The organism is Streptomyces sp. 4F14 (assembly GCF_048159485.1).
Classification (GTDB): domain Bacteria; phylum Actinomycetota; class Actinomycetes; order Streptomycetales; family Streptomycetaceae; genus Streptomyces.
Map to the genome: position 1 here is coordinate 62995 of NZ_JBLRVY010000021.1, position 13315 is coordinate 76309.

The window sequence follows — 13315 nt, forward strand, 5'->3', positions numbered from 1 at the left end:
TGATTGGAAGTTACCCGTACGTATGGGGTTGGTCACGGGGATGACCGTGTGACCCTGGCCGCAATTGTCTAAGCGCTTGCTTGGACGCCTCCCGGCTCTCTACGCCTCCGGCTCCCACTCCTCCAGCCGCCCGAAGACCGTGACGTCCCCTTCTGCCTTCAGGGACGACACGGGGGCCCGGCCGTGGAGGTACAGGACCACCTCCTCGGCGGTGCCCTCGACGGACGCCGTGGGCGGGGTGGCCGTGGGCGGGGTGGTGGCCCGTGCGCCCTCGGCGGAGAGGGTCAGGCGCCAGGCGGGGGCGTCCGTGGTGAGGAAGTCCAGGGTGGCCGGGGCGTGCGGCCACGGGGACGTCGTCGCGCAGCAGGTCGTCAGGAACTCCGCCACGCCGTCCCGGGCGATCTCCGCCGGCAGCGTGTGGGGCGTGCCCGCCGTGAGCTGGGCGTCGTACGTGTGGACGAGGAGCTGCTGGAGCTGGTGCCGGGCCACCGCGCCCGCCGTCCGGGGGGACTGGGAGGCCGGCCACCAGGTCCAGCACCCCTGGTCCGGGCCCGCCTGCGCGAGGGCGTCCACGAGCTGCCGGGTCGATTCCGCGAGCCACTCGGAGTGGGCCGCCCGGTCCTCGGGGAGTTCGGCCGTCACCGGCGGCGGGGGAGCGTCCGCCGGCCCCGCCTGCACGATCGCCGCCCAGCGCCGGCGCCCCTCCCCGATGTGGTGGACCAGGTCGGCCAGCGTCCACTCGGGGCACGTGGGGACCTGTACGTCGAGACTCGGCGCGGCGGCGACGGCCGTACGGAACGCGGTGGAGCGTTCGTCGATGAGGCGCAGGAGGTCCGGGAAGGAGAGTGTCGTGTGCACGTCGCTTTTTAGCACCGGGTGTCCGGTGCCGGGCAGTGATTTATTCGGGTGAACGGGCGGGTGTCCCCTGCGTAGGGTCCCCGCGTGGACCCAGCTGACTTCTACACCGGCATCGTCGCCGACCTCTACGCCCCCCTCAAGGCGTACTCCCAGGACCCCGGCCTGTACGACGCGTTCGTACGGGAGGCCGGTGGTCCGGCGCTGGAGCTGGGCTGCGGAGACGGTGAGCCCCTTCTCGAACTGCGGCGGCGCGGGCTGGACGTGGAGGGGGTCGACTCCTCCGCCGACATGCTGGCCCGGCTGCGGCGCGAGGCGGACGTACAGGGCATCGGCGTCACCGTTCACCACCAGCGCATGGAAGCCCTGGACCTGCCCCGGCGCTACCGCGCGGTCTTCCTCGCGGGGCCCACCTTCAATCTGCTGCCCGACGACGCCACCGCCCTCGCGGCGCTGCGCGGCATCCGGGCCCACCTGGACGAGGGCGGGACGGCCCTGATCCCCCTCTTCACACCGACGCCCACCGCACCGGAGACCATCGGCGCGGTCCGTACGGTCACCGCCCCCGACGGCGCGGAGCTGCGCGTCTCCGTCGTGTCCGAGCGGCGCGACGAGCAGGCCCGCACCCAGACGACCCTGCTGCGCTACGAGCGCCACCACGGCGCGGACAGCGTCGTCGAGGACCGGCCGTGGGTCCTGCACTGGTACGACCGCTTCGAGCACCTCGCCGAGACCGCCGGCCTGACCACGACGTCCGTCACCGAGCAGGACGGCGTCCGGCACCACCGCCTCCGCCCGGCCTAGGCCGTCTGCGGCAGCCTCCTGCGGCGGCGCTTCAGCAGCGCCCACGGACCCCGGGGGCCGGTCGGCATCGCCGCCGTCACCTCCGTGCCCGGCTCCGCCGCGGCCTCGGCGGCGGCGCGGGCCACCGGGAGGAAGCCCTCGCGGCGGGAGACGTCCGGACGCTCCTCCTCGGACGGCCACAGGCCGAGGGCCGCGCACAGGGTGGGCAGGACGGCCATCGCGGCGGTCGCGTACCCCTCCGCCGAGGGGTGGTAGTGGTCGGGGCCGAACAGCTCCCGGGGGTTCGCCTCGAACTCGGGGCCGAGGAGGTCGCCCAGCGAGACCGTCCGCCCGCCCTGCTCGACCGTCCCGATCGTCTGGGCCGCCGCCAGCTGCCGGGAGGCTCTGCGGGCCAGCCAGCGCAACGGCTGCCCGACCGGCTCGATCGTGCCGAGGTCGGGACACGTGCCGACGACGACCTCCGCGCCGGTCGTGCGCAGCCGCCGGACCGCCGACGACAGGTGACGTACCGAACGGGTCGGCGGCATGCGGTGGGTGACGTCGTTCGCGCCGACGATGATCACGCAGATGTCCGGCACCTGTTCGGCGGAGCCGACGACCAGGGCCACCTGGCGGTCGAGGTCGTCGGACTGGGCGCCGGGCAGGGAGACGTTGCGCAGCAGCACCGGGCGCTCGGCGACCGCGGCCAGGCCCGAGGCCAGCAGCGCGCCCGGCGTCTGGGAGGCCCGGTGCACACCCTGCCCGGCCGCCGTGGAATCGCCGAGGAGCACCAGGCGCAGGGGCGCCTCGCCGGGTGCCGCGTAGCCGGCGCCGTACACGCCGTCCGCCTGCGGGACCCGGGCGGACGCGCCGTTCTCCACATGGCGCCGCGCCCACCGCGCCTCCGCCAGCAGCAGGCCCACCGCCGCCGCGCCGGCCAGCCCGATGCCGCCACCGCCGTAGGCCGCGCCCGCCGCGATCCGCCGGGCCACCCTCGCCCTCGACATGCTCGTCATACCTGCCCGCCACCTCCCTCGTCGCCGTACAACCTCTCCTTGCCCCGTACGACCCGTCGGCCAATCTCACCCGAGAGTGAACACGTTTAGGCTGGCCACCATCACAACCACGTTTTTTGCAAGCAACCGGAGACAACGGTGCAATTCCACGACTCGATGATCAGCCTCGTCGGCAACACCCCGCTGCTGAGGCTCAACAGCGTCACCAAGGGCATCCGGGCGACCGTCCTGGCGAAGGTGGAGTACTTCAACCCGGGCGGTTCCGTGAAGGACCGCATCGCCCTGCGGATGATCGAGGCGGCGGAAGAGAGCGGGGCGCTCCAGCCGGGCGGCACCATCGTCGAGCCGACCAGCGGGAACACCGGCGTCGGGCTCGCGATCGTGGCGCAGCAGAAGGGGTACAAGTGCATCTTCGTGTGCCCCGACAAGGTCAGCACCGACAAGATCAACGTGCTGCGGGCGTACGGCGCCGAGGTCGTCGTCTGCCCCACCGCCGTCGACCCGGAGCACCCCGACTCGTACTACAACGTCTCCGACCGGCTGGTCCGTGAGACGCCCGGCGCGTGGAAGCCCGACCAGTACTCCAACCCGAACAACCCCCTCTCCCACTACCACTCCACCGGCCCCGAGCTGTGGGAGCAGACCGAGGGGAAGATCACGCACTTCGTCGCCGGCGTCGGCACGGGCGGCACGATCTCCGGCACCGGGCGGTACCTGAAGGACGCGAGCGACGGCAAGGTCAAGGTCATCGGCGCGGACCCCGAGGGCTCCGTGTACTCCGGCGGCTCCGGGCGGCCGTACCTCGTCGAGGGCGTCGGTGAGGACTTCTGGCCCACCGCCTACGACCGGACCGTCGCCGACGAGATCGTCGCCGTCTCCGACAAGGACTCCTTCCAGATGACGCGGCGCCTCGCGAAGGAGGAGGGGTTGCTCGTCGGCGGGTCCTGCGGGATGGCCGTCGTGGGCGCGCTGCGGGTCGCCGAGCGGCTCGGGCCGGACGACGTCGTGGTCGTGCTGCTGCCGGACAGCGGGCGCGGGTACCTTAGTAAAATTTTCAACGACGAGTGGATCTGTCAACATGGGTTTGACGAGCCCAAGACAGAGACCCCGACCGCAGGCGCGGTCCTCGCACAGAAGGGAGAAGCTGAGGCAGCGGGCATCCCGAACTTCGTGCACATGCACCCCTCTGAGTCCTTGGGGGAGGCCATCAAGGTGCTGCGAGAGTTCGGCGTCTCGCAGATGCCCGTCGTTGCTCCAGGAGCCGGACACCCGGATGTGATGGCTGGAGAAGTCATTGGGGCTGTTGAAGAGCGCGAGTTGCTTCACGCTCTGTACGTCACGCAAGCCTCGCCTGACACCCCGCTGGAGAAGCACATGTCCGCGCCGCTGCCGGTAGTTGGAGCGGGCGAACCGGTAGCCCGATTGATGGCGGCCCTTGAAGGCCGTGATGCGGCGGTCGTCCTGGTGGACGGCAAGCCCTCAGGGATCGTCACCCGCCAAGATCTCTTGGCGTTCCTCGCGACCACCACAGCATGACCTGACCTGAACTTTTGGTGTCAGTAGCCATCAGTGGTCGCGTTCAGCTGAACGACACAACCAGTAGGAGGCCGCTGATGGCTGACACGTTTGAGCTGCCGCAAGATCGGGAGAAGTGGGTTGCGAGGGAGTTGGAGAAGCTCCTCCCGCAGATCACAGAAGAGTCTTGGGATGAGGTCTGGGCTGTGATCAGTCCTCAGGTGGGCTGAGCTGTCTCAGAGCACTCCTAAGAGCGAGACCCCCCGCAAGGTTAGTGCGGGGGGTCTCGGCCATCCTAGATGGCTTTGCGGGCGCTTGAAGACAAGGCGAGCCCCCCACAAGGACAGCGTGGGGGCTCTCGGCCATCCTAGGCGGCGGTTCCGTGACAGCAGAAGGCCCCACCTCTCCGACGGGGCTAGAGAGATGGGGCCGCTGGTCAAGCTCCTACACGGCGGCGCTGCGAGCGAACTCGACGAGCCCGGCGAAGGCGCGAGGTGTGAGGTGCAGATGTACGTTCGGGACCTTGCTGTCACGGACAGGAACGGCACCAGACACTCCTTCCCCAACCTCAAGGCAGTTGCCTCCGTTGGTGCTGCTGTAGCTGGACTTGCGCCAGCCGACAGGCAGCTTGCTTCCGTTGATCATCTCTCTTTCAACCTCTCAACGTACTTGTTGATGCGATCGGCCGACGCCTCCGGTGACAGCGCGTAGCTTCTCAACAGATCATAGGCGCGGGCGCCTTCGTTGACTTCGTCCGAGTCCAGGGCCGTCCGACCCTGAGAGAAGCCGTCTACGTGAAGCACATCATGGGGCGGCTTGGGCGCGGCAGTCCCCGAGCCTTTTGTTTCATGCTCGAAGGCCAGGAGAGTGAACGGCCCGGCAAGCCCCGGGTGGGCTGGTACCTCGTCCGGCACAACTTGAATTACGGTTCGTGGATCTTTGCCCGCGCTCAGTAGGCGCTCAAGCTGAGCTGCCATTATTTGAGGGCCACCGATGCATCGGCGTAGAGCCTGCTCGTCCAAAATGAACCAGCACTGTGGTGGCTCCGGGCGCTCAAAGATTGCCTGGCGCGTCATGCGAGCTGCTACGAGGTCATCAAGGTTGTCTGGACGAACTGCCATGAGCATTGCGCGGGCGTAGTCCTCAGTCTGCAAGAGGCCGGGGATGATCTGCGACTCAAATACGCGGAGTCGGGCAGCTTGCGCCTCCAGCTCGATGAAGGGGAGGAACCACGAGGGGTAGGCGTACCTGATCACCAACGGGTAGAACCCCACGAAAAAATCAGTTCCGAACGCCCCATCAAGGTCACGAGCCAGGTCGGCCGTTGGCACCCGCTTAGCCTTCTCGATGTAGCTGATCAGGGCAGCTGAGGTGTGGATCTTCTCTGCCAGCTTCGCTTGCGACCACCCCCGTGCCTCGCGCTCCTTGCGTACCCGCGTGCCGAAGAAGGCCAGCAAGCTGACTTCGGCTTGTCCGCTGTCACTCTCCATGGGCACGAGCGTGCCACCTCCGTGTCTCAGGCTTCTTAACAGCTGCGTTGTTAAGGCCAACCCCCTGTTGCGCGGCGGGCTGAGCCGTAACTCTTGAGGCACGGACAGTGAGTGATGCCCCAGCAGGAGAAGCGCGAGACTTCCGAGGTTCCCGTGATCCATACCCTTCCCATCCCCAGGTCAGGTATGCCGCCACAGCGTACACAGACCGCCGAGACGGCGGTGCCAAGTTCGGTGACGGAGCGCCAACGGGTCTTGCGGTCGACGGGTGACCTCGGAGCCGCGCGCATACGGCTTACAAGGAGGACGCAGGCGCTCTTGCCCACCATGGGCGAACTAGGAGAAGGGCGGGCCATGGGCTCGTTGGAGGAGCTGGAGGCCCTGATCGTCTCCAGGACGTTCCTCAGGTTGCAGGATCAGGATGACGGGCCCTTCTTCTTGGAGGGGGCGGCGCCTGCCGACCTTGAGCCCGTGCCGCATGCGAAGTGCCGGCTGTGCTCCGAGATCCACCAGTTCCGCGAGGTGCAGCGGGACGTGGGGTCAGTGCTGGGAGTGCAGTACGCCAACGCATTGATCAGCCAGCACCCGCATGAGCCGAGCCGGGAGGACACATGACCGGCCCCGAGGAACCCAGGATGCCCCAGCGCGGAGAGATTGCGCGGGATACCCGCACCAACTGCGTAGGGAAGGTAACGGGGAACATCGGTGGTCGTGTCTGCCTCCGCCCAATCAGGGGTGGGCTGGAGTGGGAGGTACCCCCGAACAAAATCGAGATCTTGGCGCTGTCGGAGGGCCTCAACGGGGCTATCGCCGCAAAGGGTTATAGGGAGTGCTCGCTATGACCTTCGAGGTGGGGGCGATCGTGTACGACCGAGAAAAGGACATGGTCGCGGAAGTTGTCAAGAAGATCGACAGCGTAAACGTGATGCTTCAACGCCCCTACGGAAAACCGTGGAAGGCGCCTAAGGCGCGGCTTCGCCCGGCGACCCCGTACGAAAAACGTCAGCTCAATAAGCTAGGGCCTTTCCGTGAGGCCCAGCGTCGGGGCAACTTTCCCCTACAATGAATCTCCGCTCCTGCCGGGTTACATTTCGCGACTCTTGGTCCTCGGCAGGGGCGGTCATCCCCCACGCAACAGAAGGAAGCAGAGCTATGAGAAAGGCGCGCGTCGAAGCACTGGAATTCCTGGCAACGCATGGCATTGCCCTGGTCGCCGGTTTCCTACTGGGAGCCCTTTGGTTCTCTGTCTAGCTAGTCTCCTGTCCTGCTGGCATCTGCTTGGGTGGTCTTCATTTCCCCCAGGGCTGCTCAAGGCCAGCAGGGCAGGGCGCCACCTCCCTATTGTGATCACGAGCCACAGTAGTGGGGACCACCTCTTACCGGTCTCCCCGTACCGGTGAGAGGAAATGCCTACTCCGGGGTGCCAAGCGGTGTGGAGTAGGCCCCCTGCCGAGGGTTACTGAACGGCCCTCGGCAGGGGAAACCCGATCCCTTTTAGCTCAGGTTGGAAGAGCCTGGTTCGAAACCAGGGAAGGGGACTCACAACTTAATATCGGCCCCTTGTAGCTCAATACGGAAGAGCCAATGACCGCCAACCAACTGGTGGTAAGCACAACCTCCTGATGATTCACAAGTAACACAATGTGCTTTGGCTGTCGCGGTCGCTCAACCCGCAGACGGCACAGAGACCCCGGTTCGAGTCCGGGCAAGGGGACTACCTCGCCTCGCCGAGGTGAGACTTCAGTAATCCGTTTTCCGGAGGGGGAAACGTGCACAAAGATGTCAGCTTCACCGAACCGCCTCGCCGCCGTGTGGGGGCACTCGGGATGATCCGGAACGAGGAGGGGGAAGTGCTGCTGGTCAGAAAGAACTACGGGGATTACAAGTGGAATCTCCCGGGCGGTTCTGCTGAGGGGGACGAGGCGCCTTATGAGGCGCTTCAGCGCGAGATCCACGAAGAAACTGGACTGAACGTCCGGTCGACGAACCTTCTCCTGACGGATTATGTGCGTCGGAACGACGAGACGGGATCGGCCGAGGGAATCAACTTCGTCTGGGACTGCGGTACCGTGCCGAACGGCATTCAAATCGTCCTCCCTCAGCCGCAGGAGGGCGAGGAGCCGGAGTTGACGGACTTCAAGTTCGTCAAGGTCTCCAAGCTGGAGGCGTACACGACGCAGCTCACCGCCAGGCGGATTCATGCGGCCTTCGCTGTCCTCAACGACTCTCGTCGTTTCCCGGCCTACCTCGAAAACGGCTGGTCGACTCCCGAGCCGCGCTGAGGAGTTACGTTGAAGACGAGCACCGTTATCGGTCTGGCGGGTCTTGGTATCGGAGTCGTACACATCGCCCTGGCGGAGCGCCGGCACAGGCAGATGAGGCGGGTCGCGGTCATGGCACAGCACGCCGACTTGCTTCGAGACATAGCGAGTGACGATGTGCTGGCGTCGGTGGTGTGGCCCGAAACTGAACCGGAAGTGGCAACCCAATATCTCCTGGCGAATCGTCAGCTCGCCTTCTGGGGGATGGGACTGGCTGTCGGACACTTCTCGGCATCCGTCATCCAGGATTCCTTGAAGGCGTTCATGGAGCCCGCGATCAATCGGGGGTTCTGGGAGAACGCCAGGGAACGCCGTATAAGAGCGGCCCAGACCACACGTGACCATCTTTTCAATGTGCTCGCAGACGCCGCATATTGGGAGCACGAAAAGTCTTCCGCTCTCTAGCGGACCAGACTTCCCCTCGTAGCTCAATTGCAGAGCGCGGCTAGTTCTTGTGACAACTAGAACGGCCACTCCTAGCCGAGATCCCGGAGCGAAACCGGGCGAGGGGGCTGCTCGATCACCCGTCTCCCGACGGCGAAAGATGGGTGATCGAGCGCCCTGCACAACCACAAACCCCCTGTAGCTAAGTCAGGAAGAGCACACCGCGATCCTTCCGCTTTTCGATCTTGTAGGTAGTGGTGAAGACTCCGGTTCGAGTCCGGACAGGGGGACTTTAGATCGCAGTAGAGCGGTCTTCGACGGCCCAAACGAAAGGCGGTATCCGAGATGATCAAAGAGGGTGCACACACCTACATCGACGGACACGGAACCGTCGTCCCCTACACCGGAAAGTACGCGGTTCAGGTGGAAAACCCCTTCGACCTCATCCGCGCGGGCTGGGAGGCCGTAAAACTCCCGGCTGGCCCGTACCGCCCGTTACGCGTCGAATTCGAGCTGACGGACCGATGTAACGACACCTGCAAGTCCTGCGGCATGGGAGCCAAGTCCGTAGCCGACGGCGTGACCCTTTCCGATGTACAACTCGCCCGTCTCATAGGCGAGTTCGCTGACGTGGGCCTGCCGTCCGTCGCCATCACCGGCGGCGAGCCGTTCGTATCCTCCCGCCAGCTCTACCGCTTCATGGAACTGGCGCGCGGCACCGTCGACATCGGCAAGATCACGACGAACGGCATTTGGGGCTCCGAGAAGGGATGCCAGCGCGTCTTCGAGCGCCTGGTCCACGCCGGGCTCCTCAACAACCGCATCTTCGTGCCGCTGCTGATGGTGTCCATAGGCGAACAGACAACGCCGCTGGACCGTATCGCGCGGATCATCCGCTACGTGAGCACCGAGTTCACGGACCGCGAGCTGACCATCGCCGTATCCAGCCTGGCGGACCCCTCGGACCGCAACCACCGCATCTACGAGCTGCTGGCGCTCTACGAGCAGATGTATGGCGACTTCCCTCACGACCGGGTTCACTCCACGATGCGGGTCTACCTGGAAAACGAGCGCCTCGACCACCAGGCCCCCATCAACCGGCCCGGGGAAACCACCGTGACGCGCTGGATGGGGGCGTGCTACGACTGCTTTGCCCCCACGGTTGGCACGTACGTTCTTCCCTGCGCGCTCATGAAGGTCAATGGAGACCTCTACTCCTGCGCGGCCTTCAACGTGCCGGAAAAGCTGGGGTTCGGGAACCTCTTCGAGGAGTCTTTCCGGAGCATCCTCGGCCGCATCAACTCTTCCGCCTACGTGGGCAAGGTGCGCGCTGGGCACGGGCTGAAGGGGGTCAGCGACATTGTGCCGCCGGCAGTCACAGACAAGATGACCTGCGGCAGCTTCTGCGGCTCCTGCAAGCTCCTGATCGACCGGTTCGAGCACACGACCGGGCAGGCCGAGCCCGGAGGACGCCGACGTACCTTCATCCCCCTCCCGCCCCTCCCCGCCCGGGAGGGTTGAGTTCATGATCATGCATCTCGTAACGGCCACACTGGGCACGGTTAGCGGCAGACCGCGAGAACAGTGCGCCGACCGGTCCCAGTCGCTGTTCAGCGGCCTCGGGATGGACAGCCTCGCCTTGATGGAAACGGTGACCGCCCTGGAGAAGCTGACTCACTGCGCCATCCCGGACGAGGCCACGGGCAGGCTCAAGACGGTAGGCGATCTGGAGGACGCCGTACGGCAGTACTCCAGCGCCCCCGCAAGCCGTATCGCCCAGGCGGAGGAGTACTTGCGCGGCCATGTAAGCCTCCACTTCGAACGGGCCAACCGATTCCGCGCGGCGAGCAGCCTGTTGCGTCAGTACGGCCTCAACGACACGGAAATCCTGGTGGACCTCGGAGCCGGACACACCGAACTGGACTACTTCCTCCGGGTCGAATACGGCTGGCGAGGCCGGTATGCGCCGATGGATGCGTGGATAGACGGAACGTTCGACCTGCTCACCTGGAAGCCTGCGCGGTCGGTGAACTGGTACGCCGCCCTGGAAGTGCTGGAACACCTGGAGAATCCGGAATCCCTCATCGAGCGCATGAAGGAAAGTGCGCTCGCGGGGTTCGTGGTGACGACTCCCAACAGCAAAAGGGTGGATGTTCTGGCACAAGACCCCACCCATGTCACGCCGCTGGACGAGGAGACTCTCCAGAGGTGGGGTCTGACCACCAGCCTGCACAACTTCTACGGCCAATACCAGGACGGATTATGCGGCCTGTGGCGAAGGGAATTCGAGGCGAACACATGAACTTGACCGACAAGAAGATCCTCGTGTTCGGCGTTCTGACCGAGACGTCGATGGGGTACAAGATCGCGGAATCGGCGCTGCGCCAGGGAGCTGACGTCATCCTGGCCAACGCTCCGGGTAGGCCCAGCTCCATCATGGGCCGCATCGCGGGCCGACTGCCTAAGGCACCCGTTGACTGCCTGTCTGCGGACATCACGAAGCCTGAAGACCTCCAGGCACTGGCCGAACAAGTCCGTAGCCACTGGGAGCAGCTCGACGGCGTTGTCCACGCCGTAGCGTTCGCACCTCAAGACGCCCTCGGCGGGAACTTCCTCAACACCCCGTTCGAGTCCGTAGCCACCGCCATGCACGTTTCGGCGTACTCGCTTCAGAGCCTCGTCGTCAGCGTGCTGCCTCTCCTTGAGAAGTCCGAGCGAGGCGCCTCGGTCGTGAGCCTGACCTTCAACGCGGCAGTGGCCTGGCCGGTCTACGACTGGATGGGGCCGACGAAGGCAGCATTGGAGTCCATCAACCGCTACCTTGCGCGCGACCTCGGCCCCAAGGGTATTCGCGTCAACGCGGTCGACTCCGGGCCGATCACCACCATGGCCGGCAAGTCCATTCCTGGCTTTGATGAGCTGGCCAAGGTATGGCCCGAGCGGGCTCCTCTGGGCTGGGACACCTCGGACGCAACTCCCGTGGCTGACACGGTCACTTTCTTGCTGAGCGACGCTGCCCGAGCCATCACCGGACAGGTCTTGCACGTAGACGGAGGATTCTCCGCCCTCGGCGCCTGAACAACCGCACGAGAGGTGAAGGCCCCGGCTCTGCTTCCGGGGCCTTTTCCTTTGCGCTGATCCAAACCGTTCGGAGAAATTGCTGTGCCAGCTCCATGCACCTCTATGATCCTGATCCCCGAAATAGAGTGGTTCCTCGCTCTACACGCGCTTCCAGGAGGGCAAGGGCCTGTTTTCCCAGATGCAGAGGTAGGCCCAGGAACCTACGCAGGATGCGAACTCCAAGCACACAGCAAGAAGATCCCACACGCTTCGAGCATCTGGCTTAACTGTAGACGAGGGAGTGTCAGCTTATGGCTTTTCTGGGGCCACACGAGCACTGCCAAGCACAGGTTTGATCAGCTATCGCTGTGCGGAATCCTCAACGAAAAAAGGTGGCGATGCCATTTATTTGAGGGCCACAAGCTAGGGCACAGTTGGGAGGTCGTTGACCCTCTAGCCGAAGAACTGTCTGCTTTGGACGATGAGGCAACCCAACGGATAGCTGAGCACGGCGATACCGACGGCTACCGGTAATATTCGGAGCACACTAAATGCCCCTACGATGCCCCTCGATGAGGGCCTTATCCATCACCCTGGCGAGTCAATCATTCGAGATAGCTCCCTGTGATATCCGAGCCTACGACTATGAGCCGGATGGCTCCTACCAGTGTGAGTTGTCCGATGAACCCCACGATTTCCATGCGGCCTTCTTGAGGCCGATCCCTGACTCTGAGGACGTTGTTTTCTACTGCTGGGATGACGAACCCGCTGTCAGCTATCTGAGCCTTATACCTCACTGCTACAAGGAGCGAAGCGGAGACTTCTGCCTTTTACCCAGAGGCCACGAGGCCGCGTGCGAGTGGGACATCATCGATCCGGTAGTGGTCGCCCTCCAGGCCAACGGGGACCAGACGAGAGCCTGGCACAGGGACCTAGAGCGCTTGAACGAATGGCTGTCAGAGCTGCCGGACCCGGGTATATAACCCGGGCCGCCATAAATAACCTACGCGTCCTCTGAGCCAACCTCGGACGCAGGGAAGCCGAAGTGTGGGCGAGGCCACACCAATAATGTTGTTGCACCCTCAGGTGATGCACCATTACGGTCCCGGCGAGGGCCAGGGGGCCCGAGGTGCCGGCCAGCGGGGCCGCGGAGGGGTCTGGAGGGGGTTGAGGGCGGGGCCAGGTTGTGCGTTCGTGAAAGTCTTTAAACCCGTACACGATGGAAGGAAGGCGCCCCCTGCGGTCCCTCGTGTTCATAATAATTGCATTACCCCCGGGTTATTTGTGCACAGCTTTGGGTGTGCACAATTAATGTCTTGTGCGCTTGTGAACATTAATGCTGCACACCGGTAAAGGGTGCACAGATAGGGGCGAGGGGGAGTGGGGGGTGTCGGTGGTGAGGGGCGAGTGGGGACCGGACCCAGGGAGGGGCGCCCCAGAGGGCGCACTCACTCCCACTAGTTTTGTGAGCTGAGTCACAGCGATATCGGCATTAATGCTGACATGATGGGGTGAATTGCCATGCCCGATATCAACCCATCTATATACGGGGTATGGGTATATTGAGGCCGTCCAGTATGGTCACGCGAAGGTAACGGGTGGGGTCGATATAGACCTTAGTGACCTATGTAAAGGTAAAGCACAAGCAAAAAGTTGCCTCCCGCGATACGGGATTCTCCAAGGGTGCTGTGTACCTATTTATGTCGTTTGTTCATGCGGGCGTGAGCCGTCTGACCTGCTGCTTCTTGCCTCTACGTGCGGGTGCGCGGTTCCTCTCCCGATCCTTTTCTCAGAAGTTGCCTCCCGCGATGAATAGAGGCAATGTTCTGTCTCGCAACACCAACCGCACCGAACGAGAGCGGCCCCGGAGTACCACCCGCTGAGCGGGGAT

General features: G+C 64.5%; 14 protein-coding genes and 1 tRNA gene. 11 read left to right on the forward strand and 4 right to left on the reverse strand.

Annotation, left to right across the window (positions count from 1 at the left end; translation table 11 throughout):
* Positions 1-99 precede the first annotated feature (99 nt).
* Complete coding sequence (locus ACLZOT_RS31420) at positions 100-858, reverse strand: maleylpyruvate isomerase family mycothiol-dependent enzyme (RefSeq protein ID WP_416972497.1); 759 nt, start codon at positions 856-858, stop codon at positions 100-102.
* 84 nt (positions 859-942) lie between these two features.
* Between ACLZOT_RS31420 and ACLZOT_RS31425 the strand changes: the two genes are divergently transcribed.
* Positions 943-1659, forward strand: coding sequence for a class I SAM-dependent methyltransferase (locus ACLZOT_RS31425; RefSeq protein ID WP_416972498.1), 717 nt, complete (start codon positions 943-945; stop codon positions 1657-1659).
* Here ACLZOT_RS31425 and ACLZOT_RS31430 read toward each other — a convergent pair.
* Positions 1656-2654 (reverse strand): SGNH/GDSL hydrolase family protein, encoded by a 999-nt coding sequence (locus tag ACLZOT_RS31430; RefSeq protein WP_416972499.1) that lies wholly within the window; start codon positions 2652-2654, stop codon positions 1656-1658. The two genes, ACLZOT_RS31425 and ACLZOT_RS31430, sit on opposite strands and share 4 nt — an antisense overlap.
* 138 nt (positions 2655-2792) lie before the next feature.
* Between ACLZOT_RS31430 and ACLZOT_RS31435 the strand changes: the two genes are divergently transcribed.
* Positions 2793-4190, forward strand: coding sequence for a cystathionine beta-synthase (locus ACLZOT_RS31435; RefSeq protein ID WP_416972500.1), 1398 nt, complete (start codon positions 2793-2795; stop codon positions 4188-4190).
* 423 nt (positions 4191-4613) lie between these two features.
* On the opposite strand, the gene ACLZOT_RS31440 is transcribed toward ACLZOT_RS31435, so the two are convergent.
* The gene (locus tag ACLZOT_RS31440; protein ID WP_416972501.1) at positions 4614-4814 is read right to left on the reverse strand and encodes a DUF397 domain-containing protein; all 201 of its coding nucleotides are present in this window, start codon (positions 4812-4814) and stop codon (positions 4614-4616) included.
* Positions 4811-5659, reverse strand: a complete 849-nt coding sequence (locus ACLZOT_RS31445; protein WP_416972502.1) for a helix-turn-helix domain-containing protein — start codon at positions 5657-5659, stop codon at positions 4811-4813. The genes ACLZOT_RS31440 and ACLZOT_RS31445 overlap by 4 nt, the downstream gene beginning before the upstream one ends.
* Positions 5660-6013: 354 nt before the next feature.
* Between ACLZOT_RS31445 and ACLZOT_RS31450 the strand changes: the two genes are divergently transcribed.
* From ACLZOT_RS31450 to fabI, 9 genes are all read left to right on the forward strand, one after another.
* Positions 6014-6274, forward strand: coding sequence for a hypothetical protein (locus tag ACLZOT_RS31450; RefSeq protein WP_416972503.1), 261 nt, complete (start codon positions 6014-6016; stop codon positions 6272-6274).
* Complete coding sequence (locus tag ACLZOT_RS31455; protein WP_416972504.1) at positions 6271-6501, forward strand: hypothetical protein; 231 nt, start codon at positions 6271-6273, stop codon at positions 6499-6501. The genes ACLZOT_RS31450 and ACLZOT_RS31455 overlap by 4 nt, the downstream gene beginning before the upstream one ends.
* Positions 6498-6725, forward strand: coding sequence for a hypothetical protein (locus ACLZOT_RS31460; RefSeq protein ID WP_416972505.1), 228 nt, complete (start codon positions 6498-6500; stop codon positions 6723-6725). Before ACLZOT_RS31455 ends, ACLZOT_RS31460 begins: the two co-directional genes overlap by 4 nt.
* A gap of 703 nt (positions 6726-7428) precedes the next feature.
* Entirely contained in the window at positions 7429-7941 is a 513-nt protein-coding gene (locus tag ACLZOT_RS31465; RefSeq protein WP_416972506.1) for an NUDIX domain-containing protein, read from the forward strand.
* A gap of 9 nt (positions 7942-7950) precedes the next feature.
* Positions 7951-8385: a DUF6082 family protein gene (locus ACLZOT_RS31470; protein WP_416972507.1), complete on the forward strand. Its 435-nt coding sequence runs from the start codon at positions 7951-7953 to the stop codon at positions 8383-8385.
* 171 nt (positions 8386-8556) lie between these two features.
* A tRNA-OTHER gene (locus ACLZOT_RS31475) sits at positions 8557-8654 on the forward strand.
* A 55-nt stretch (positions 8655-8709) separates the two neighbouring features.
* Entirely contained in the window at positions 8710-9885 is a 1176-nt protein-coding gene (locus tag ACLZOT_RS31480; protein WP_416972508.1) for a radical SAM protein, read from the forward strand.
* A gap of 4 nt (positions 9886-9889) precedes the next feature.
* A complete protein-coding gene (locus ACLZOT_RS31485; RefSeq protein WP_416972509.1) occupies positions 9890-10666 on the forward strand; it encodes a phosphopantetheine-binding protein in 777 nt (258 codons plus the stop codon).
* Positions 10663-11442: an enoyl-ACP reductase FabI gene (fabI, locus tag ACLZOT_RS31490; RefSeq protein WP_416972510.1), complete on the forward strand. Its 780-nt coding sequence runs from the start codon at positions 10663-10665 to the stop codon at positions 11440-11442. Before ACLZOT_RS31485 ends, fabI begins: the two co-directional genes overlap by 4 nt.
* Positions 11443-13315: the final 1873 nt, after the last annotated feature.